This window comes from Gammaproteobacteria bacterium (assembly GCA_029862005.1).
Taxonomy (GTDB): domain Bacteria; phylum Pseudomonadota; class Gammaproteobacteria.
Window position 1 is genome coordinate 18,373 of record JAOTYD010000018.1, and the last position, 21,804, is coordinate 40,176.

The 21,804-nt window shown below is 54.3% G+C and carries 19 protein-coding genes; 12 read left to right on the forward strand and 7 right to left on the reverse strand.

Annotated features, from left to right (window positions below; translation table 11 throughout):
• Positions 1–2 precede the first annotated feature (2 nt).
• From OES20_12090 to aguB, 3 genes are read right to left on the reverse strand one after another with little or no spacing between them, the layout of a single operon-like run.
• Positions 3–1,034, reverse strand: a complete 1,032-nt coding sequence (locus OES20_12090) for a histone deacetylase family protein (protein MDH3635433.1) — start codon at positions 1,032–1,034, stop codon at positions 3–5.
• A 2-nt stretch (positions 1,035–1,036) separates the two neighbouring features.
• Positions 1,037–2,473 carry an amidase gene (locus OES20_12095; protein ID MDH3635434.1) on the reverse strand — a complete coding sequence of 479 codons (1,437 nt, stop codon included), beginning with the start codon at positions 2,471–2,473 and terminating at the stop codon, positions 1,037–1,039.
• 5 nt (positions 2,474–2,478) lie between these two features.
• Positions 2,479–3,360, reverse strand: coding sequence for an N-carbamoylputrescine amidase (gene aguB / locus OES20_12100; GenBank protein MDH3635435.1), 882 nt, complete (start codon positions 3,358–3,360; stop codon positions 2,479–2,481).
• A gap of 120 nt (positions 3,361–3,480) precedes the next feature.
• Here aguB and OES20_12105 point away from each other — a divergent pair, with 120 nt between their 5' ends.
• The 3 genes from OES20_12105 to OES20_12115 all read left to right on the forward strand — a co-directional run bounded on the left by OES20_12105 (position 3,481) and on the right by OES20_12115 (position 7,279).
• Positions 3,481–4,776, forward strand: a complete 1,296-nt coding sequence (locus OES20_12105; GenBank protein MDH3635436.1) for an FAD-binding oxidoreductase — start codon at positions 3,481–3,483, stop codon at positions 4,774–4,776.
• A 103-nt stretch (positions 4,777–4,879) separates the two neighbouring features.
• Positions 4,880–6,064, forward strand: a complete 1,185-nt coding sequence (locus OES20_12110) for an acyl-CoA dehydrogenase (GenBank protein ID MDH3635437.1) — start codon at positions 4,880–4,882, stop codon at positions 6,062–6,064.
• Entirely contained in the window at positions 6,065–7,279 is a 1,215-nt protein-coding gene (locus tag OES20_12115; GenBank protein ID MDH3635438.1) for a CoA transferase, read from the forward strand.
• On the opposite strand, the gene OES20_12120 is transcribed toward OES20_12115, so the two are convergent.
• The 4 genes from OES20_12120 to OES20_12135 form a co-directional block, all read right to left on the reverse strand.
• Positions 7,269–8,300 carry a proline racemase family protein gene (locus OES20_12120; protein MDH3635439.1) on the reverse strand — a complete coding sequence of 344 codons (1,032 nt, stop codon included), beginning with the start codon at positions 8,298–8,300 and terminating at the stop codon, positions 7,269–7,271. The two genes, OES20_12115 and OES20_12120, sit on opposite strands and share 11 nt — an antisense overlap.
• Positions 8,297–8,785 (reverse strand): DUF1648 domain-containing protein, encoded by a 489-nt coding sequence (locus OES20_12125; protein ID MDH3635440.1) that lies wholly within the window; start codon positions 8,783–8,785, stop codon positions 8,297–8,299. The genes OES20_12120 and OES20_12125 overlap by 4 nt, the downstream gene beginning before the upstream one ends.
• A 137-nt stretch (positions 8,786–8,922) precedes the next feature.
• Complete coding sequence (locus OES20_12130; GenBank protein ID MDH3635441.1) at positions 8,923–9,306, reverse strand: DUF2914 domain-containing protein; 384 nt, start codon at positions 9,304–9,306, stop codon at positions 8,923–8,925.
• Between the two features lie 81 nt (positions 9,307–9,387).
• Entirely contained in the window at positions 9,388–10,272 is an 885-nt protein-coding gene (locus OES20_12135) for a LysR family transcriptional regulator (protein ID MDH3635442.1), read from the reverse strand.
• Positions 10,273–10,370: 98 nt separating this feature from the next.
• Here OES20_12135 and leuC point away from each other — a divergent pair, with 98 nt between their 5' ends.
• The 9 genes from leuC to accD all read left to right on the forward strand — a co-directional run bounded on the left by leuC (position 10,371) and on the right by accD (position 21,796).
• On the forward strand, positions 10,371–11,774 hold the full coding sequence (gene leuC, locus OES20_12140) for a 3-isopropylmalate dehydratase large subunit (protein MDH3635443.1): 1,404 nt from the start codon (positions 10,371–10,373) through the stop codon (positions 11,772–11,774).
• A gap of 8 nt (positions 11,775–11,782) precedes the next feature.
• Positions 11,783–12,418, forward strand: coding sequence for a 3-isopropylmalate dehydratase small subunit (gene leuD / locus OES20_12145; GenBank protein ID MDH3635444.1), 636 nt, complete (start codon positions 11,783–11,785; stop codon positions 12,416–12,418).
• 11 nt (positions 12,419–12,429) lie between these two features.
• On the forward strand, positions 12,430–13,512 hold the full coding sequence (gene leuB / locus OES20_12150) for a 3-isopropylmalate dehydrogenase (protein ID MDH3635445.1): 1,083 nt from the start codon (positions 12,430–12,432) through the stop codon (positions 13,510–13,512).
• A 22-nt stretch (positions 13,513–13,534) separates the two neighbouring features.
• The gene (gene asd / locus OES20_12155) at positions 13,535–14,650 is read left to right on the forward strand and encodes an aspartate-semialdehyde dehydrogenase (GenBank protein ID MDH3635446.1); all 1,116 of its coding nucleotides are present in this window, start codon (positions 13,535–13,537) and stop codon (positions 14,648–14,650) included.
• A 147-nt stretch (positions 14,651–14,797) separates the two neighbouring features.
• Positions 14,798–15,616, forward strand: a complete 819-nt coding sequence (locus OES20_12160; GenBank protein ID MDH3635447.1) for an Asd/ArgC dimerization domain-containing protein — start codon at positions 14,798–14,800, stop codon at positions 15,614–15,616.
• A gap of 166 nt (positions 15,617–15,782) precedes the next feature.
• On the forward strand, positions 15,783–19,220 hold the full coding sequence (locus OES20_12165) for a LysM peptidoglycan-binding domain-containing protein (protein MDH3635448.1): 3,438 nt from the start codon (positions 15,783–15,785) through the stop codon (positions 19,218–19,220).
• 253 nt (positions 19,221–19,473) lie between these two features.
• The gene (truA, locus tag OES20_12170) at positions 19,474–20,253 is read left to right on the forward strand and encodes a tRNA pseudouridine(38-40) synthase TruA (protein MDH3635449.1); all 780 of its coding nucleotides are present in this window, start codon (positions 19,474–19,476) and stop codon (positions 20,251–20,253) included.
• A gap of 1 nt (position 20,254) precedes the next feature.
• Positions 20,255–20,911 carry a phosphoribosylanthranilate isomerase gene (locus OES20_12175; GenBank protein ID MDH3635450.1) on the forward strand — a complete coding sequence of 219 codons (657 nt, stop codon included), beginning with the start codon at positions 20,255–20,257 and terminating at the stop codon, positions 20,909–20,911.
• 21 nt (positions 20,912–20,932) lie between these two features.
• Entirely contained in the window at positions 20,933–21,796 is an 864-nt protein-coding gene (gene accD / locus OES20_12180) for an acetyl-CoA carboxylase, carboxyltransferase subunit beta (GenBank protein MDH3635451.1), read from the forward strand.
• Positions 21,797–21,804: the final 8 nt, after the last annotated feature.

A 21,804-nucleotide genomic window follows, 5' to 3' on the forward strand; every position in this document is an offset into this window, starting at 1 on the left:
AATTATAATCCCTCGTATCCCTGTAACACGTTGACCGCGTTGATACCGATCTCCTCAACCGCGTAACCACCCTCCATGACGAATAACGTGGGTAGCCCCAGGTTCGAGATGGTAGCGCCGTAGCGCTTGAAATCATCGCTGGTGAGTTTGAAAAATGAAATCGGATCGTGTTCGAAGGTATCGACCCCGAGCGAAACCACCAGCGCGTCGGGCCCATATTGCCTGATCTTCTGGCAGGCGTCCTCGAGCGCAGCACTCCAGGTTTTGAAATTTGTGCCGGGACCCATCGGGTAGTTATGGTTGAATCCCAGTCCGGCGCCTTGTCCGAGTTCATCGGCAAAGCCCAGGAAATGGGGAAAAGCGTCACGTGGATCGCCGTGTAGCGACAGGAACATGACATCATTGCGATCGTAGAATATTGCCTGGCTGCCATTGCCATGATGGAAATCGACATCGAGGAGCGCTACCCGTGATGCACCCTGGTCGAGAAAGGATTGTGCGGCGACTGCGGCGTTGTTGATGAAACAGTAACCGCCAAACATATCGCTGGCAGCGTGATGACCGGGCGGCCGACACAGTGCAAATGCTTCCCTGGAGCCATCTTGAATTGCGGCCTGGGCTGTTAAAGCCACGTCGACACTGGCGCGCGCGGCCTCCCAGGTGCCGTTTGAAATTGCGGTTTCAGCGGCCATCGCATAATAACCCAGCTTGCCATCGATATGACTGGGAACCCGGTGCTGTTGCATGCCGCGTGCCGGCCAGCAGGTTGCGATCGCTTCTCCGTGGTAGCCTGCCGCCTCCCATTGATCCCAGCAGGTTTCCAGGAAATGGATAAATTCGGCGTCATGGATGCGGGTGACGGCATCGATGTCGAAATTATCCGGGGCGATAACATCGCCAAGGCCAACGTCTTTGACGCGTTCCAGGATGTGCTCGGCGCGTACCGGGCACTCGAACGGTGGCACCAGTTCACCACCGTAGAGTTCGGTTTTCGCGTCGCGCAGGGCGTGTTTGTCGCTGAATACGGTTAGCATCGCTAGTCTCCGGGGGTGATCCGTTGGTCGAGTTTGTAAGACGGTTTTTCGAAGGCCTTTTCGTAGGCCAGGGCAGCGCTGAAGACACGCTGATCATCGTAGGTTCTGGCAACGAACTGGATACCGGTTGGGACTCCGTTGGCGGCGAGCCCGCTCGGCATCGATAGAACCGGGCAGCGGCTCAAGATGTTAAACGGGAAGGTTGCCGACCAGTGCTCCTCACTGATCTCGAGTATCCTGCCATTGATCTCGATTTCATTCTTGGGCCAGGTGCTATTGTTTGGCACACCGGTGGTCATCAGTGTGGGGCAGATAAAAATATCGTAGTTATCCATTAACGGGCCGAAGTGATCATACATGCGCACCGCGGTTTCAATTGCATCGAGGTAATCCCGTGATGTCGACTTGCGTGCGTTTTCGAGAAACCAGACCGAGTAATCGCATAGTTCGTCGCGATTGGTTTCGAGCAAGCTGTCAATGGTGACCGCCCAGCCGTGCGCCCAGTGCTGATGTGCGGCGTCGATGATCGATTGGTCCCAGCCTATTTCAACTTCATCAACGGTTGCGCCCAGTGAGCGTAAAAGTTCCAGCGCGGCCAGCGTGTTGTCACGCACGCCGCTGTCGACCTCCATGAATCCGAGATCCATTGACCATGCAACTTTCCAGCCGTCGAGGCTATTCGGTATCGTGGTATCGATAACCACGTGTTCGCGCAGGCTGGCAATATCCCGGTTGTGAATCCCTGATATCAGATTTTGCATCGCCGCGATATCGTCTAGGCTGCGCGCCATGGGTCCTGAATGGCTGTAAAAATCGAGGTTGAAAACGGGAATTTCGGGGTTTCTGCCGTAAGGGGCCTTGTAGCCGACGACGCCGCATAATGCCGCCGGGATGCGAATAGAGCCGCCAATATCGGTACCCGTGGCAATGGTCGTGGTTCCAGCGGCGAGCGCTGCCCCTGAACCACCCGAGGAGCCGCCCGGGGTGATGTCGAGATTCCACGGATTGTGGGTGATTCCCCACAGGCGCGAATGACAGGATCCCAACAGACAGAATTCCGGCGTGGTGGTTTTTGCATGCGGAATCGCACCCGCGTCGAGTAAACGCTGGATGATGATTTCGCTTTCATCATCGATGCGATCCTTGAAAACCAGCGATGCTGAAGTGCGTCGGGTTCCGGCCAGCCTGAACTCGTCTTTGACGGCGAGCGGAATGCCCTCCAACGGGCGCTGGGTTCCTTTCTGGTAGCGTGCTTCGGCAACTTTGGCCTGTTCCAGCGCGGTATCGAAATAGGTCTCGGTGAAGGCATTGATATGGGGTTCAATCCATTCGCTGCGGTCGATCAGCGCCTGCATCAATTCGACCGGCGACAGGCTGCGATTCTCAAATCGTAACCTTGCCTCTGCGGCCGTCAGATAACAAAGTTCGGCGTCTGACATTGGTTTCAGGGCCTGCCGTCGAGCGTGGCAATGGTTTGGTATAGATCGGGTCTGCGATCGCGGTATACGCCCCAGGCATCGCGAAAGCTGCGAATCATATCCATATCAAACTCGTGTACGAGCACGGTCTCGCTGTGGTCGTCGGCCTGTGCCACTACTTCCCCGGTGTGATCGGCAATAAAAGAATTGCCGTAGAAGGTGAGCTCATAGGTGGAATCCTGCGTGGCGAACTCGGTACCGATACGGTTGGAGGCGATTACCGGTACCATGTTCGCGGCGGCGTGTCCCTGCATGGTGCGCTGCCAGTGGCCGCTGGAATCCAGCGCAATGGCGGGCGGGGGTTCCGAGCCGATAGCGGTCGGGTATAGCAACAATTCTGCCCCCATCAGCGCCATGCTGCGCGCGGCCTCCGGAAACCATTGATCCCAGCAGACGCCGACCCCGATCTTGCCATAACGCGTATCCCAGACCTTGAAGCCGGTATCGCCGGGGTTGAAATAACTCTTTTCCTGGTATCCGGGACCGTTGGGAATATGAGATTTCCGATAGACGCCGAGGATCGCACCGCCGGCGTCGACCATCGCCAGCGAATTGTAGAATGCACGGTTGGCGCGTTCAAACCAGCTGAAGGGGAGTACCACGTCGAGTTCCCGGGCGAGTGACTGGAAGCGCTTCAGCGACTGATTTTCTTCCAGCGTCGTGGCCAGATCGAAATGCTTTGTATCCTGCTCGATGCAAAAATAGGGTGTTTCGAATAATTCCTGAATCAGAATCACCCGGGCATCCCCGGCGGCAGCTTCCCGAATCAGCTTTTCGGCGCGTTCGAGGTTAGCCGGGAGGTCCCAGTTGCAGGCCATCTGTGTGGCCGCGACGCGTAGCATCGACATCGCACTAACTCCATAGGTGTGGCGTGAGACCCAAGATTCTTATCGATTTTCGATAGCTTGGCTAGCATTAAAACCAGGTATGCCGCACAATTTCGGCCAATACGAATGTGATAGCTTCGAATGACTGAATATCCACCACAGGATGCCAATGAAAATTCGCTCTGGAGCGAAGGCGCCGTTTCAGGCCCGGTAATCGAACCCCTGACCGAGTCCCTGAGTGCGGACGTGCTGGTTGTCGGGGGTGGCTACACCGGGCTTTCGAGTGCACTGCACCTGGCCGAAAAAGGCATTTCGGTGGTTTTGCTCGAAGCCAGGAGTATCGGATTCGGAGGCTCGGGACGTAATGCCGGGCTGGTTAATGCCGGTATCTGGAAAACACCGGACGATGTGCAAAAGTTGATAGGAGCGGACGCCGCGAGGCGCTTTAATCTCGCGCTGCGCGATTCGCCCGTGCTGGTTTTCGATCTGGTCGAGCGCTTTGATATGCAGTGCCACGCGAAACGCTGCGGTACCGTTCATATTGCCCACCGCGCAAGCGGTATGGATTATCTTCGGGACCGCTGTCGGCAGCTACAAGATCTGGGCGCTGCGGTTGAGCTAATTGATGGCGATCGCACTCATGCCATTTCGGGATCATCGGTTTACCGTCATGGCGGAATACTCGATCCCGGCGCCGGCACGATCCAGCCGTTGAGTTATGCTCGCTCATTGGCACTAGCCGCGATCGATCAGGGTGCTCGGCTGTTCCAGCAATCCGGTATTAAAAGCCTGGCTCGTCGCGACGATCGCTGGCTGGCAAAAACCGACGGTGGCGAGGTATCTGCCGAGCAGGTGATCATCGCTACCAATGCCTATGCGGATAACAACAGTGAGAAGGTTCGCGAGTCAATCCTGCCGGTATTTATCTTTCATTGCGCAACGCCACCATTACCTGCCGATATTGCGGCATCGATCATTCCCCAGCGTCACGGCCTGTGGGATACCGACAGCTTGCTGACCTCTTCGCGGATTGATCATGATGGACGCCTCGTCATGAGTGCACCGGGTCGTTTACCGGGGTTCCAGCGCACAACGCGGAAGAACTGGTTGATGCGCAAGCGCGATCACCTTTATCCGCAACTTAAAGGCACTCCGTGGGCTTACCAGTGGAGTGGCCAGATCGGGGTAACCTCGACAAAAATTTTGCGCGTACAGCTATTGGCGCCAGGCCTGTTTGCGCCGGCCGGTTACAATGGGCGCGGCATCGGTGTGGGAACCGTAATGGGTAAACAGCTGGCGGAAACTATCGCGAGCGGAAATCGTGATGATTTTCCGTTTCCGATCGAGGCGCTTTATCGCGAAAAATGGTCGAGAATTCGTGCGGGTTACTATGATTATGGAACCCTGGCATTGCAGTTTTTTGGCGGCCGTGGATAAAACCCGGTAGCGGGCATAAATAATCTGGAGATCGATGCATATTGGCTGGAATTATTGGATGGTCCGGATAAAATGTGATCACATTTTACAAGCGAGTGAAACCATGACGCAATCGAAACGAGTAAATTTTGACTGGCAGGACCCGATGTTTCTCGAACAGCAGTTGAGCGAGGAGGAGCGCATGATTCGCGACGCGGCGCGTGAGTATTGCCAGGATGGTCTGATGTCACGCGTGCAGATGGCTAATCGTGACGAAGTGTTTCACCGCGAAATCATGAATGAGTTCGGTGAACTGGGCCTGCTTGGCGCGACCATTCCCGAGGATTATGGCTGTGCCGGTGTTAACTACGTTTCGTATGGTCTCGTGGCGCGTGAGGTCGAGCGTGTCGATAGCGGTTACCGCTCGGCCATGAGCGTGCAATCGTCACTGGTGATGCACCCGATTTATGCTTATGGCAATGAGGCCCAACGCCAGAAATTTCTGCCGCGCCTGGCCACGGGCGAGTGGGTGGGGTGTTTCGGATTAACGGAACCGGATGCGGGTTCTGACCCGGCCAGTTTGAAAACGACGGCGACTGCTGTCGATGGAGGCTACCGGCTTAAAGGTGCAAAAATGTGGATTACCAATTCGCCGATCGCCGATGTTGCCGTGGTATGGGCCAAGCTCGATGGCATTATCCGGGGCTTTATCCTGGAGCGCGGCATGGAGGGATTGTCAACGCCCAAAATCGAAGGCAAGTTTTCTCTGCGTGCTTCATCCACCGGCGAAATCGTGATGCAGGACGTGTTGGTTCCAGAGGAAAACCTGTTGCCGAATGTCGAAGGGCTGAAGGGGCCATTCGGCTGCCTGAACCGGGCGCGCTTCGGTATCGCCTGGGGATCGATGGGTGCGGCCGAATTCTGCTGGCACGCGGCGCGCCAGTACACCCTCGATCGCAGTCAGTTCGGCCGACCACTGGCAGCCACTCAGCTGGTGCAAAAGAAACTCGCCGATATGCAGACTGAAATCGCGCTCGGCCTGCAGGGCTGCCTGCAAATGGGACGCCTGATGGACGCTGATAGTTGCCCGGTTGAACTGGTGTCTCTGATGAAGCGCAACAATTGCGGCAAGGCGCTCGACATCGCGCGTGTCGCCCGCGATATGCACGGCGGTAACGGCGTTTCCGATGAATACCACGTGATTCGGCACGTCATGAACCTCGAGGCCGTAAATACCTATGAAGGCACGCATGATGTGCATGCCCTGATACTTGGCCGTGCGCAAACCGGAATCCAGGCCTTCTCGTAAATGGCCGGACCACTGCAAGGGTTCCGGGTTCTTGATCTGAGCCGTATTCTGGCAGGTCCCTGGGCCAGCCAGATGCTGGCCGACCTCGGTGCCGAGGTGATCAAGATCGAACGCCCCGGCAGCGGTGACGATACGCGCGGCTGGGGCCCTCCCTATATGCCCGACGGGTCCGGGCGGGCTACCACGGAAGCGGCCTATTTTCACAGTACCAACCGTGGCAAACAGTCGGTATGCATTGATATGTCACAGGACGAGGGGCAGGCCCTGATCCGGGACCTGGTTAAAGGTTGCGACGTGCTCATAGAAAATTTCAAGGTGGGTGGGCTGAAAAAATATGGACTGGATTATGAAAGTCTGAAAAATATTAATCCCGGGTTGGTTTGCTGCTCTATCACCGGTTTCGGACAGACCGGGCCCTATGCCGATCGTGCCGGCTACGATTTCATGATCCAGGCGATGGGTGGCATGATGAGCGTTACCGGTGAAGCCGACGGGTCTCCAATGAAAATCGGAGTTGCCTTGGCCGATGTACTGACCGGCCTTTATGCGGCAAATGCGATCCAGGCAGCATTGATTCACCAGCGGAAGACCGGGGTAGGGCAGTATATCGATATGGCGCTGCTCGACGTGCAGGTGGCAACACTGGCCAACCAGGCGATGAACTACTTGGCCACGGGCAACAGCCCCGGCAGGTTGGGCAATGCCCATCCGAATATCGTGCCCTACCAGGCGTTTCAGACTGCCGATAGTTATATCATTCTTGCGATCGGTAATGACGCCCAGTTCGAAAGATTTTGCGATCTGGCAGGCTGTACGGAGCTGGCGGCCGACGCTCGATTTCGCAGCAACAGCAGCCGTGTTCAATACCGTGACATCCTGGTTCCGCAGATCGCGCAAATCATGCTGCAAAAAACGAGTACGGCGTGGCTCGAGGCATTGAATGATCGTGGCATTCCCTGTGGTCCGATCAATAGCATTGAGCAGGTATTCGCCGACCCGCAGGTTCGGCACCGTGGAATGCAGCTCGAACTCGATCACCCGGTTGCAGGCAGGGTTGCCAGTGTCGCCAATCCGATCCGGCTACCGCAAACACCCATCGAGTATCAGCAGTCACCTCCGGTACTCGGAGAGCATACCGACTACGTGTTAAGCAGAATGCTGAAGCTGGATGCTTCCACAATCGGCGAACTCCGTGACAAAGGTATTATTGCCTGAGGGGCCAGGTATCACTGAGACGATAACCGCGAGGCCATGGGTCGTCCGGATCGAGCATGATCTGGTGAGTGCCGGTGATCCAGGCGCGTCCCCGGATCGATGGAATGATCGCCTTTTTTTCTCCCACCCGGGTTTCCTCGACGATGCCGCAGTCAAAGCGGGAATCAATAATCGATCTGCCAATTAACCGGTCTCCCGACTGCATCAAGCCACGGGCATGCAGTACCGCCATGCGTGCCGAGCATCCAGTACCGCAGGGAGATCGATCGAGTTTGCCGGGGTCGATGGCGACTGTGTTTCGACTGACTTTGACCCCGTTTTCTTCATCGAGTGGCAGGCCGAATTCGCAAAATGAAATATGTGCCCAGTCCGGATTGTCCGGGTGTCTGAATTTAAACTGCTCGTTCGCGGCAGCGCTGATTTTTGTTCCGAGCTGTGCCAGGTCACGCGCCTCGTCCGGTTTTATTTCAAAGCCGAGTGCGGCCGCGTCGACGAGCACGAAACTGTCACCGCCGTAAGCGGTATCGACACTTAGCGTTCCCAGTCCCTCGACCTCCAGGCTTGCATCCAGCTGGTCGGCGAAAGAGGCCACGTTATGTACCTCGATACTTTGTGCCTTGCCGTCCTGGCAGTAGGCTTTAACCGGGACCAGGCCGCCGGGTGCCTCGAGGATAAATTCTGTGACCGGTTCCTGCATCTCGATCAATCCACTGTCGAGTAATACCGTGGCGACGCAAATCGAGTTGGAACCCGACATTGGCGGAGTGTGTTCCGGTTCCATGATGATGAATCCAAACTGCGCTTCGGCTTGCCTTGGTGGAACCAGCAGGTTGATATGTTTAAACACCCCGCCACGGGGTTCGTTGAGCAGCAAACTTCTGAGACCCTGGTCGTCGTCAATCCAGCGCGCCTGTTGCCACAGCGTCTCGCCCGGGGGCGGGCTAACCCCACCGATGATCACGTTACCGACCTCACCCTCGGCGTGGCAGGAAACTACGTGAACGATATTTTTACTTCTCATGGATTTCTGAAGTGCAAAAAGAAATGAATAAGCCACGCGATAAGGATCAGGAAATACAATCCCAGCGCCCAGTATATGCTGTCGTGCAGACGCGGCTGCTCGTCAAAATTCGCTACAATCGCAAGTTGAGTAACACATATCGCCAGCAGGAGATGTACGATACCCATCAGCATCATCTGGTGCCGAAAAAATCGCCGGGTTTCTGCTATCCGCTCGGGAGCGAGCCAGTGCTCGGCGTGGGGAATTTTCAATCCGAAGTTCGCGCGTTTTTCGGACCAGGCCGGAACCCAAACAAACACGCCGACCAGCATGAGCACTATGGCCAGGTACAATCCAAAAAATCCATTTTTGCCGGACCAAGCGTTTGCTGCGCCGAGTCCGTCGAAATGCGACGCGACGGTGACCGGCATCTGCGGGTAGTAGTAGCCGACCTGGATAATGGCCAGCATTACCAGCGCAAAGAAAACTCGCGTTAACCAGGTCATGATGAAGATAAGGTTGTCAAAGATACAACCCTAAGTGAGCAGTGGTGCTGTGTCCAGTGGCTTCGATCTGGTGGCACCGGCGGGATCAGGTTCAAACCCCGCGCCATTGCGGGGTTTGACAGAACTGCTAACGCGGGTTACTGGTATTCGAAAGAATTGCTGGCCAGGACCGAGCGATCGTCGTCAAGCACGTTGACGGTCCAGGTACCGGTCCATGAAGGAATCAGGGTTTTACTGGTCCAGACACGCCAGCGGGAACCATTTACCTCGAAGGTTTTCTCAAACATAACCTTGTCATTAAAGGTCCACTGGTGTGTTACGTTATGACCCGACAATTCGTTTAATTCGGTGAAAAAAGAAATCGACTTATAGGCACTACTGTCGATGCTATCCACCATGATCACCGGTTCGTGATCGTCAACGCCGATGGTAAATAATGCACGACTGACTTCACCGGCCAGGCTGTTGCTACCGAGGGACAGGCCCACGAGCAGTACCAGAAATTTCAGTGTTGGATGCATGGAGATCTCCTACAGTGTACTCGCATTGACTATAGCAATAAAATTGGGTGATTGCAGACCTGCCAAACCCCGGCGAGGTCGTCACCGAGGCAGATTGCTGCGGTTTTTACGCAACAGATCGATCATGGCACTTGAACTCAGCGACAGGGTTCGATGCTTGCGCTTTACAATACCGAGCGGGCGATGCACATCGAGCCCTTTCAACCGGCTACTGACCAGGTTGCTGTCGACCATATTCTGCGGCAGGATGCTCCAGCCCAGGTTGGCGGATACCATAACTTTAATGGTCTCCAGGTAATTGGTTTCCAGAACGATTTTGAGTCGATCCTTGTCGGCCGCAAACAGGTTGTTGATAATCTTGCGGGTAAAGGTTCCGGGCGAAGGCAAAATTGCGACATGATCCAGCAGAAGTTCGGGATTGATTTCCTCGTTACCGGCGAGGTCGTGATCACCCGCCATGACGACAACCAGCTGGTCTATCCAGATCGGTTCGCATTCGAGCTTTTCATCGGCGATTTCGGGCAGCGTTACGATGGCGAGCTCCAGTTCATTGTTGGCGATCGCGATACAGGCATCTTCCGAGTCCATGAAGTGCAGGTCCAGGTCAACCTGCGGATACCTGATCTTGAATTCCCGTAACGTTTGCGGCAGGCGGTGCAGACCAATATGATGGCTGGTAGCAAAACTGAGGCTCCCGGACGGCGTGCCTTGCTGCTGGCTCAGGCCGGAACGATAGGTTTTCAGTTCCTGCAGGATGCGCTCCGCGTGCGGTTTAAATGCGGTTCCGTTGGGGGTCAGAATGCTGCGTTTGCCGATACGGTCAAATAGCTCGGCATTCAGACTGCTTTCCAGCTGTCGTATGCGTTTGCTGACCGCCGGTTGCGTAATATGGAGTTTCTCGGCCGCCAGCGAAAACGATTCGAACTCGGCGACCGCAAGGAAAGCGTTGATTTGGCTGATTTGCATCGATATTCCTAAATGGAATTAAATTTATGAAAATTATGAATTAGAGTTATTTTAAATGCGAGCGTAAAATCGGGCAAGTTTTTTACCGGTAGATCAAAATGGCTGGAAAGACCCTTTACGACAAGATCTGGGAAATGCACGAAGTGCGTCGTGATGACGATGGCACTGCACTGCTTTATATCGATCGCCACCTGGTGCACGAGGTCACTTCGCCACAGGCATTCGAGGGCCTCGAACTGGCAGGGCGCTCATTGTGGCGCAAGCGCTCTATTCTTGCGGTACCTGATCACAATGTGCCGACCACGGGCCTTGAGCAGGGCATTACCGACCCGGTAGCTCGCTTGCAGGTCGATACGCTCAATCAGAATTGTGACAAGTATGGGCTTACCGAATTCAAGATGGGAGACCTGCGACAGGGTATTGTGCACGTCATTGGACCGGAGCAGGGTGCAACCTTGCCGGGCATGACCGTTGTCTGCGGTGATTCACATACCTCGACTCACGGTGCTTTCGCCGCGCTCGCATTTGGTATCGGTACTTCCGAGGTCGAGCACGTCATGGCAACGCAATGCCTGATCCAGAAAAAATCAAAAAACATGCGTGTCACGGTTGCAGGTTCGGTCGCGGAGGGAATCACCGCAAAAGACATCGTGCTGCATATCATCGGGGTAATCGGCACCGCGGGCGGCACTGGCTGCACCATCGAGTTTGCTGGCGAAGCGATCACGAGTCTTTCCATGGAGGGACGAATGACCGTGTGTAATATGACGATCGAGGCCGGCGCACGCGCCGGGCTGATCGCCTGTGACCAGACGACACTGGATTACGTCAAGGGACGTCCGTTTGCGCCGCAGGGTGAAGTCTGGGAGCAGGCCGTCGCCTGCTGGAGTGATTTGCATTCTGATGCCGATGCTGTTTTCGATCGTGAGGTAGTCATTGACGCCCGCGAAATTGCACCTCAGGTCACCTGGGGAACGTCACCGGAAATGGTTTGTGCCATCAATGAGTGTATACCTGACCCGGCCAGCGAACCCGACCCGATAAAGGCCGGGGGCATGCAGACCGCACTCGATTACATGGGGTTGAAAGCCAATACGCCGTTCGACCAGGTTTTCATCGACAAGATTTTTATCGGTTCGTGCACCAATTCCCGGATCGAGGATTTACGCGCGGCCGCCACCGTAGTCAAGGGTCGAAAAGTGGCTGATAACGTCAAGTTGGCGATGGTCGTACCCGGATCCGGCCTGATCAAGCAGCAGGCCGAAGACGAAGGGCTTGACCGGATCTTTGTCGAGGCCGGATTTGAATGGCGCGAGCCGGGTTGTTCGATGTGCCTCGGTATGAATGCCGACCAGCTGCAGGCGGGTGAACGCTGTGCTTCAACCTCCAATCGTAACTTTGAGGGACGCCAGGGCCAGGGTGGACGAACTCACCTGGTATCGCCGGCGATGGCAGCGGCAGCGGCAGTAAAAGGCCATTTTATCGATGTGCGCAAGCTGTAGGAGAGACCATGGACAAGTTTGAAAAGTTTACCGGGATTGTTGCCGGTATCGACCGGCCAAACATCGATACTGATGCGATAATTCCCAAGCAATATCTCAAATCGATCAAGCGCTCGGGTTTCGGTGTGAACCTGTTCGATACCTGGCGCTACCTTGATCCAGGTGAGCCAGGGCAGGATCACTCCGAGCGTCGTGTCAATCCGGAATTCGTACTCAACCAAAATCGCTATAAGCGAGCGCAAATTTTACTGGCGCGCGAAAACTTTGCCTGCGGTTCTTCACGTGAACACGCAGTATGGGCGCTAATGGATTTTGGAATTAAAGTTGTTATTGCGCCGAGCTTTGCCGACATTTTTTATAACAATTCTTTCAAGAACGGGCTGTTACCGATCGCGCTGCGGGCTGAACTGGTAGACCAGTTGTTCAATGAGCTTGAGAGCGAGACGGACTATCGGCTGACGATAGATCTTGAGAATCAGTTGGTATGCAATGCAAGTGGAATCGAAATGGCGTTTGAAATCGAAGAGTTTCGCAAGCATTGCCTGTCGAATGGACTCGACGATATCGGGCTGACTATGCAACATGCTGAGTCAATAAAAGCATTTGAGCAGGAATACCACGAAAGGCAGCCCTGGTTGAAATAGGAAACAATCCGATGAGTAACAAAATAGCGGTCCTGGCAGGTGACGGAATCGGCCCTGAAATCATTGCCGAGGCGGTCAAGACGATTCACTGCCTGCAACAGGATTTCGGTTTCGAAGCGGAACTGGAGTACGCCGCAATCGGCGGTGCCGGTTACGACCAGTCGGGTCAGCCATTGCCAGCCGAAACCCTCGAGATTTGCGAGCAGTCGGATGCGGTACTGTTTGGTGCCATCGGCGGACCTCAATATGATGAGCTGCCACGCGAGTTGCGCCCCGAAAAAGGCCTGCTGAACTTGCGTTCGTCACTGGCGCTTTTTTCGAACCTGCGCCCGGCGATACTCTATCCCCAGCTCGCCGATGCCTCCAGCCTGAAGGCCGAGCTGGTAGCGGGCCTCGATATCATGATTGTGCGTGAGCTAACCGGTGGCATTTACTTCGGACAGCCTCGTGGGATACGTGAACTCGAAAATGGCGAGCGCCAGGGTTTTAATACCCTCGTATACGCCGAGCACGAAGTTGAACGCATTGCCCGTTCAGCCTTCGATATTGCAATGTTACGCGATCGCAGGCTTTGCTCGGTCGACAAGGCCAACGTGCTCGAGGTATCCGAGCTCTGGCGCGAGGTCGTGAACCGGGTCGCCGGCGAATTTCCCGAGGTCGAGGTAACCCACATGTACGTTGATAATGCCTCGATGCAACTGGTGCGTGCCCCCAAACAGTTTGATGTCATCGTCACGACTAACCTGTTTGGCGATATCCTATCCGATACGGCCGCGATGTTGACGGGTTCGATTGGCATGCTGCCGTCGGCATCACTCGATAAAAATGGCAAGGGCCTGTATGAGCCGGTTCATGGTTCGGCCCCGGATATCGCCGGCAAGGGCCTGGCCAATCCCCTGGCGACCATTCTTTCGCTGGCGATGATGTTGCGTTACAGCTTGCAGCAACCAATTCTCGCAAACCAGATAGAGGCCGCTGTTGGTAACGTACTCGACCAGGGAATGAGAACCGCTGATATTGCCGATACTTCGGCTAGTGTAGGCACCTCGGAGATGGGTGATGCGGTGGTGACCGCCTTGCGAGCGCTCGCCTGAGAAGGGTTTTATGGAACAAGCAATGAACAGGGTAGGATTTATCGGTTGGCGTGGAATGGTGGGCTCGGTGCTGATGCAGCGTATGCTCGCCGAACGGGATTTTGAGTGGATCGAAGAGCCCGTATTTTTTACCACTTCGCAAGCCGGCCAGGACGGCCCGGAGATCGGCAGAGCGGTACCATCGTTGCAGGATGCGACGGATCTCGAGCAGCTGAAATCGATGGATGTCGTCGTCACCTGCCAGGGCGGTGACTATACAAAGCAGGTACACGGCGAACTTCGGGCCGGTGGCTGGAAAGGTTACTGGATCGATGCGGCCTCGACACTGCGCATGGATGAGCAAAGCGTGATTATTCTCGATCCTGTCAATCGACAGGTTATCGATGCGGCACTCGCTGCGGGTTGCCGGGATTTCATCGGTGGCAATTGCACGGTAAGCCTGATGATGATGGCCATGGCCGGTTTGTTTGAAAATGACATGGTCGACTGGATGAGCGTCATGACATACCAGGCCGCCTCGGGCGGCGGCGCTCGCCACATGCGTGAGCTAATTGCAGGTATGGGTTGCCTGCACCAGAGCGTGGCTGAATTGCTCGACGATCCCGCCTCGGCAATCCTGGAAATCGATCAACGCGTGACTGAACAATTACGTTCCTCGAGTTACTTATGCAAGGAGTTTGGTGTACCTTTGGCCGGTAGCCTGATCCCGTGGATCGATGCACAACTCGATAATGGTCAGAGCCGGGAGGAATGGAAGGCCGGCGTCGAGGCCAACAAGATCCTCGGGCGCAGTCAAGACCTGATTCCGATCGATGGATTGTGCGTACGTGTGGGCGCGATGCGATGCCATTCCCAGGCGCTTACCGTAAAGCTTAAACAGAATATACCACTGGACGAAATTCACGAGATGCTTGCCGCGTCGAACGACTGGGTGCGAGTTTTAGCAAATGACCGGCAGGTATCCATGCAGGCTCTATCCCCGGCTGCCGTGACCGGCACGCTGGAAATCCCGGTTGGCAGATTGCGAAAACTCAACATGGGTGAAGAATACCTGGCTGCTTTTACCGTCGGTGATCAATTGCTTTGGGGTGCTGCAGAACCGCTGCGGCGCATGTTGCATATTTTGCGCGACCACTAGTTATGAATCATCGCATCGCACTATCTCATGCCAGCGGAATAGCGGCCGAGGCAATTCTCGAGAAACTTTCGGAATCCGGTGTAAAGTCGGATTCATTGATTTTACTCGACCGGGAATCGAACCTGGGCGGACGATTACCTTTTGCCGGTGGCTACCTTAGGTGTGCAGGACCAGGACGGCTTTGATCTTTCTGAATGTGCCCTGTTGTTGATGCCGGAAACCGATACCGACCTGGCGACCGCGGCAATGGCCCAGGGTTGCTTGCTGGTCAGTCATGCGATCACTTCTGACACTGCACCGATCTTTATGCCGGATGTCCATTCTCCACCGGCGCTTTCATATAACCAGACCAGTCTAAGGCTTGCCGGACCAGAGCTTTCCAGCCTGCTGCCGGTTCTGCTCGAGCTCAACCGTGAACATGCGATTGTGCGACTGAATGCGACCCTGCTGCGAAGTGCAGAATTTAGCGGTAAAGCCGGGCTGGACGAGCTGGCAACACAAACCGTTAACCTGTTTAACTCGAAGGACGTCGAGTCCAGAATATATCCCCAGCAGATTGCCTTTAACCTGCTGCCAGAAACCCCAGATCCCGTTTTAGTAACCGATCTCAGGGGTATTTTGGGAAATAATTCATATTCTGAAACCCTGTCGGTGACTCTACAATCCGTCAATGTGCCGGTATTCCATGGCCTGATGGTGGCGGTGCAGATTTATTTCGATGCCAAGATCAGTTTTGAAGACTGTAAGAATCGCTTATCGAGGCTGGATAAAGTCACCATTAAAGATGGACTGGTAAGCCCGATTTCTGATTGTAATCAATCATTTAGCTGTATTATAAGCCTTCTGGAACAGACCCCTGATCAACCCTCGGAACTTCATTTCTGGATGATCACGGACCCCATGAGATATGGATTAGCAAATAATTACGTGAATGTTACTGACTTTTTGCTAGAATCTTTTTTGTAATCTATAGTTACATCTGCTTGTGAAAGTGTTTTCTTTAAAGTAAATTCTCTGGCTGTAATCATAGGTGCATGGATTAAAGGCACTTTTTATAAGAAATTATTGGGGAGCTGGGAGACTAAACGTGCGTAATCTAGGACTAATTGTAGCATTATGGTTGGCAGCTTTATTGCCGACGAGCAGTCTTGCCCTAGGACTTGGCGAGATCCAGGTCAATTCATTTCTGAACCAGCCGCTTAATGCGGAGATCGAAGTCATTTCTGCTCGCCCCGGTGAGATCGACGATCTGCTGGTCAGTCTTGCCTCGAGTGAAGCTTTTGCGCGTGCCGGTCTGGCACGCCCGCGCCATCTCTCCGATCTCAGATTCTCGGTAAGAAAGAACGAGGAAGGTGACCAGGCCGTCATCATTGTTTCGACGAAGGCGGGTGTTAAAGAACCCTTCCTCAACTTCCTGATTGAAGCCGACTGGTCAAAGGGCCGGGTGCTGCGTGAATTTACAATCCTGCTCGATCCGCCATTTTACGCAGATCAACCCGCGCCGGTTGAAAGCGTAACGGAACCCGTTGAGCAAGCGGCAAGCGACGAAGCCAGTGTCAGCGAGATTGTTGAACAATCCGGATTGACGAGCTCGGTCGATACCAGCGAGCCTGCCGAACCCGTTGCAGGCGTCACCGAACCGATTGCGCTTTCGGAGGATACGTCCCAGCCTGCCATTCCCGAACCCGAACCCGAGCCCGTTAGTGGCGGGTATGTCGACGAAACTACAAACGTCACCCAGGGTGACGTTTTGGTCGTTAAGGGAGACACATTATGGAGTATCGCGTCTCGCTACAAGGATGCTGATCATACGATGTCACAGGTAATGCTCGCTTTTCAGCGCGCTAACCCGGATGCCTTCAACGACGGCAACATCAATAACATGAAAGCTGGTGCGATCTTGCGCATACCCGGTGCCGATGAACTGGAGGCAGTGGGTCAGCAGGAGGCGTACGCAGAGGTACTGGTGCAAAATGGACTCTGGGACGAGTACGTAACCCGCGTAACCGGGGTAACACCGGCGGTTGTAAGCGAGGATACAGGCTCTGAAGCAGTGGTCCAGGAAGACACTGCCGAAGCGGCAGGTGGTGAACTCAGTTTGTTGATGCCTGGAGAAGACGATAGTGAATCGACGGGCACAGGGGACGCGGCCGATGTCGATGCATTGCGCACCAAACTCGCCCTGGCAGAGGAAGAACTCGAAGCGTCACGCATCGAAAATCAGGAACTGGAGTCTCGTATAACCGAACTCCAGGCGAGACTCTCCAAACTTGAAGAACTGCAGAAAATGGTCGAGATCGAAGACGACAGTCTCGCCCAGTTACAGGCCGATCAAACCGAGTCGGCACTCGAAGGTGAAAGTGAAGAAGCTGTCATTGAACAGATGGTGACCGATGATGTTGTTTCCGAAACCATCGCGGCCGATGAAGAAGCACTGCTGGAAGAGTTGCTGGCAGAAGAGGCAGCAGCGCAAGCCGAAGAGCAGGCCGTACTGCAACCGACTGATGCGCTTGAAGGCGAAATCGACGAGATCGTCTCCGAAGATACGATGACTGACGACCAGGTCGCAGACACTGGCACCGACGAAATGGTCGATGACGAAGTGCAAGAAGAGGCTGTGGTTCCGCCGCCTGCACCGGTAGCAGTAACCGAACCCGCGACCACCCGCGCGCCTTCAATTTTCGATGGACTGTTGCCACCAGAAGTGATCGACATGATCCCGTCGATGGACAGTATTATCGGGGATCCAATCATTCTTGCTGCGATCGGCGGTTTGATCCTGCTGTTGATAATTCTGTATTTTCTAAAAAAAAGAAAAGGCTCAGTTGACGAAGAAACGTCAATAATCGCAGGTGACGACGACGATCTGTTCGCTGGAGACGAAGAAGACGAACTCACCCCGATTCACCTCGTTGATGGCGCCGAGCCCGAAGAAACTGACATTCATCCCCCTGCGGCGGAAGATTTTGTCCCGGCTGAACCGGCGGAGGAACCCGTCGCCGAAATCGAGGCACCCGTCGCTGCCGGGCCTCAGGATGACCTTGGCATTGCCGCTGAATCTGCCGATACCGAAATGCTTGAGCCAGAAGCACCGGCGGCGGCCACTGCCGAGCAGGATGACGTATTGAACGAGGTCGACGTATACCTGGCCTATGGACTTTATGACAACGCTGAAGAATTGTTAAACACTAGTTTGAGCGAGAATCCGGAACGCGCCGATTACCGTTCGAAGCTGCTGGATACTTATTTCGCGACCAAGAATACGGATGCTTTCGTCAAGGAAGCCCAAAACCTCAAGTCCATGGGCGAAGCAGCAAACAGTTACTGGGATCGTGTCCAGATTATGGGCTATGAACTTGCGCCTGATAATGCCTTGTTCTCCGATGCCAAGGATAGTGGCCTCAGTGCTGCAGATCTGGAAATTTCGAAACCCCAGGAAGCAGATTTTGACCTCGGTTCGGCTGACGACACTACCAATTTCTCGACCACGGACTTCAATCTGGGTGAAGACGATACGGGTGGCGATTTCAGCGATTCAGGGTCCATGGGTGAGGCAGGACAGATTGCCGCTACCCAGGTTCTCGAGCAAGTTGGTGAATTGCCCTCGCTCGATGACGCGGATGATACCAATTTACGAGGCGAAGCCGAGCCCGAAAGCGACGAGCTGGAACTTCCCGAAGACATCGGTGATGAACTCGAGTTTTCAATAGACGAAGCGGCAGCTGATAGCGGCGCTGAATCTGAACAGTCGGCCGCAACAGCCGATGCTGATCTTGATGACATTTCCATGGACTTCGATGTCGAAGAGGATGCGGCAGCAGAGGTTGAAGATAATTCGGAAATCGATTTCGAGACCGAATTTGACGCAGGCCTGGATGAGGGTGATGTTCTGGACCTGGATGAGGCTGCGGCCGGGGCTGATGAACTTGAGCTGGATACCTCGGAAGAAGGCGAGGAGGGTTATACCGAAACTGCAATTATCACGCCGAACTATGAAGACACCGAAGTCGTACCAGACCTCAGGAGCGCGGCAGCGGACGAGGATGGGCTGGATCTTGGCTCGCATGACACCGCGGTTATCGACCTCGATGAAACTTCCCTGGAAACTGCGGAGTTGAATCTCGATACGGGGGAAGTGAATCTTGAAACCGCGGAGTTGAATCTCGATACGAGTGAACTCGAATTAGGCGGTGAAAGTGAGGAAGACGACGATGATGAGGATATATCGATCATTGATTTTGGCGGAGAGGATTTTGTCGAACCTACCGACATCGTCGAATCTATAGGGGAACAGGACGAAGATGAATCTGAAGACGTAAAAACCGGTACTTTCGCGCCGGGTGACTTCGAGGAAGCGACGGCTGCTGTCGACTCGATTTCGGATATCGATGATATCAGTGATCTGATGTTACCTGACGATGTTGACGAAGTATCGACCAAGCTTGACCTGGCGCGTGCATTTATCGATATGGGCGATACCGAGGGTGCTCGTGGCAGCCTCGAAGAGGTCATTGCCGAGGGCAATGATGATCAGAAGACAGAAGCACAAACATTACTCGAGCGGATTTAGCCTTAATAATCAGAACTGCTATTAGAATGCGAAAAGGCCTGCCGCGCAATCGGCAGGCCTTTTTACTTTACCACTTCAAAATTTAGATATTAGCCGGTTAGCAACGAACAAGGCTGGCGCCGGTTCCCGATCGCTGATGACCTTGTATTTCTGCACTGCTAAAACAACCGTTCAAGCCACAGCGTCGCGATTAGTGCCATATACCTGGACAAGCGATATGATTGGCAGCTCATCGATAATATCGGGATATTGAGTGAAATACGCGCTGGGTATTGAGTATTCGGGAACGGCATATTGCGGTTGGCAACGCCAGCCGCACTGTGAGTCCGTGCAGCAGCATCTCGAGGCTGCACTTGGCTTTGTCGCGGATCATCCCGTCGACCTGGTTTGCGCCGGGCGCACCGACAGCGGCGTCCATGCAATCGAACAGGTGGCACATTTTTCTAGCAACGAGGACCGCAGCGAGCGAGCCTGGACACTGGGAGCAAACTGCCGATTGCCGCGTGATATAAGAATAAAATGGGTGTTACCCGTGAGTAATGACTTCCATGCCCGTTACAGTGCCAGGTCGCGTGCTTACCGCTATATTATTCTGAACGCGGAAATTCCAAGTGCAATTTTCCATGATCGCACATGCTGGGAGTTTCGACCCCTGGACCACGATTTAATGCACGACTGTGCGCAGATGTTTGTCGGGGAACACGACTTCAGCAGTTTTCGCGCGGTCGGCTGCCAGTCTAAATCAGCGAGTCGGAATGTTCATGAAGTCTCAGTCACCCGTCGCGGCCAATTGCTGTATCTGGACATCAGGGCGAATGCTTTTCTGTATCACATGGTGCGTAATATCGCGGGCACCCTGATCTCGGTCGGCAAGGGGGAACGGGATAAGGTCTGGTGTGCCGAGATTTTTCAGGCGCGAAATCGTGATCTGGCGGAGGTGACTGCCTCGGCCGCAGGGCTGTATTTCCTGCAGGCATTTTATGAGAAAAAATTTAAGCTCCCCAACCTTACACAAAAACCCGTATTATTCTGATATGAAACACCGAACCCGAGTGAAAATTTGTGGAATAACCCGAATCGAGGATGCACTCCACGCGGCCGACAGGGGCGCCGACTCGATCGGGCTGGTGTTCCATAAACCCAGTTCGCGATCGATTGAAATCGAGCAAGCCCTCGAAATTCGCCGGGTGCTACCAGCATTTGTGACCGTAACAGCCGTGTTCCTGGACGAAACCGAAGACTGGATTGCCCAGGTGGTGCACAGGCTATGCCCTGATTGCCTGCAATTTCATGGCAATGAATCCCGCGAGATTTGCGAAACCTGGGGTACCCCCTATATCAAATCGATTCCGATGGGTAGTATTGAGGAACCGCAGGCCTATGCGCAACAATATGAATCTGCGCAGGGGTTTTTGCTCGATAGCAACGTTGCTGGACGGCTGGGCGGCTCAGGTGATACATTTGACTGGTCTAAAATCCCTGCCCCGTTTGGGTATCCTTTGCTGTTAGCTGGCGGCATTAATGCATCAAACGTTGTCGATGCCATCGCTCAGCTAAGACCGTGGGGGATCGATGTCAGCAGTGGCGTGGAGGTTTCCAGGGGTGTTAAAAGCGCCGATCTGATGGACCAGTTGTTTGATGAGGTTAAACGTGGCGATTCGTATGACGAGACACAAAAACGTAATGATTGACCAGGTTAATCGGGGTGTAGCATGAACTGGTTTGAGAATCTATTACCATCCAAAATCAGGACCTCGGGCGGCAATGACAAGAAAAATGTGCCCGAGGGATTATGGGCGAAATGCGATAATTGTGATTCGATTATTTACCGTGCCGAGCTCGAGCGTAACCAGGAAGTGTGTACCAAGTGCGATTATCACATGCGTATTGGAGCACGCCATCGTCTGGAGTCTTTTTTTGACGAGGAAGGGCGCCTGGAAATAGCTGCTGAACTCGAGGCCGACGATGTCCTAAAGTTTCGGGACGACAAGAAGTACCGGGACCGTTTAAATCAGGCACAGAAACAAACGGGTGAGAAGGACGCGTTGGTGGCAATGCGCGGTACCGTGATGGGTGTCGAAATGGTGGCCGTCGCATTCGAGTTCCAGTTTATGGGTGGATCCATGGGCTCTGTTGTTGGCGAAAAATTCGTGCGCTCGGTTAATTTCTGTATCGAACACAAAATCCCACTGATTTGTTTCACCGCAAGCGGTGGTGCTCGCATGCAGGAAGCCTTGTTCGCGTTATTGCAAATGGCTAAAACCAGCGCCGCGCTGACCCAGCTCGCCAGGAGAAAATTGCCCTATATCTGTGTCCTTACCGATCCTACCATGGGTGGGGTTTCGGCAAGCTTTGCGATGCTTGGTGATATTCATATAGGTGAACCTGGTGCCCTGATCGGATTTGCCGGGCCGCGAGTGATCGAGCAAACCGTGCGCGAAACACTGCCGGAGGGCTTTCAACGCAGCGAGTTTCTGCTGGAACATGGTGCGATCGACATGATTGTCGATCGCCGTGAGCTACGCCATAAAATAAGCTCACTTTGTGCCATGATGATGGGGCGATCCGCTCCCTAGATTCGATC

Excerpts from the sequence above, each read along its gene's own strand:
- OES20_12090 (MDH3635433.1), bottom strand. The coding sequence starts at position 1,034 with ATGCTAACCGTATTCAGCGACAAACACGCCCTGCGCGACGCGAAAACC.
- OES20_12095 (MDH3635434.1), bottom strand. The coding sequence starts at position 2,473 with ATGTCAGACGCCGAACTTTGTTATCTGACGGCCGCAGAGGCAAGGTTA.
- aguB (MDH3635435.1), bottom strand. The coding sequence starts at position 3,360 with ATGTCGATGCTACGCGTCGCGGCCACACAGATGGCCTGCAACTGGGAC.
- OES20_12105 (MDH3635436.1), top strand. The coding sequence starts at position 3,481 with ATGACTGAATATCCACCACAGGATGCCAATGAAAATTCGCTCTGGAGC.
- OES20_12110 (MDH3635437.1), top strand. The coding sequence starts at position 4,880 with ATGACGCAATCGAAACGAGTAAATTTTGACTGGCAGGACCCGATGTTT.
- OES20_12115 (MDH3635438.1), top strand. The coding sequence starts at position 6,065 with ATGGCCGGACCACTGCAAGGGTTCCGGGTTCTTGATCTGAGCCGTATT.
- OES20_12120 (MDH3635439.1), bottom strand. The coding sequence starts at position 8,300 with ATGAGAAGTAAAAATATCGTTCACGTAGTTTCCTGCCACGCCGAGGGT.
- OES20_12125 (MDH3635440.1), bottom strand. The coding sequence starts at position 8,785 with ATGACCTGGTTAACGCGAGTTTTCTTTGCGCTGGTAATGCTGGCCATT.
- OES20_12130 (MDH3635441.1), bottom strand. The coding sequence starts at position 9,306 with ATGCATCCAACACTGAAATTTCTGGTACTGCTCGTGGGCCTGTCCCTC.
- OES20_12135 (MDH3635442.1), bottom strand. The coding sequence starts at position 10,272 with ATGCAAATCAGCCAAATCAACGCTTTCCTTGCGGTCGCCGAGTTCGAA.
- leuC (MDH3635443.1), top strand. The coding sequence starts at position 10,371 with ATGGCTGGAAAGACCCTTTACGACAAGATCTGGGAAATGCACGAAGTG.
- leuD (MDH3635444.1), top strand. The coding sequence starts at position 11,783 with ATGGACAAGTTTGAAAAGTTTACCGGGATTGTTGCCGGTATCGACCGG.
- leuB (MDH3635445.1), top strand. The coding sequence starts at position 12,430 with ATGAGTAACAAAATAGCGGTCCTGGCAGGTGACGGAATCGGCCCTGAA.
- asd (MDH3635446.1), top strand. The coding sequence starts at position 13,535 with ATGAACAGGGTAGGATTTATCGGTTGGCGTGGAATGGTGGGCTCGGTG.
- OES20_12175 (MDH3635450.1), top strand. The coding sequence starts at position 20,255 with ATGAAACACCGAACCCGAGTGAAAATTTGTGGAATAACCCGAATCGAG.
- accD (MDH3635451.1), top strand. The coding sequence starts at position 20,933 with ATGAACTGGTTTGAGAATCTATTACCATCCAAAATCAGGACCTCGGGC.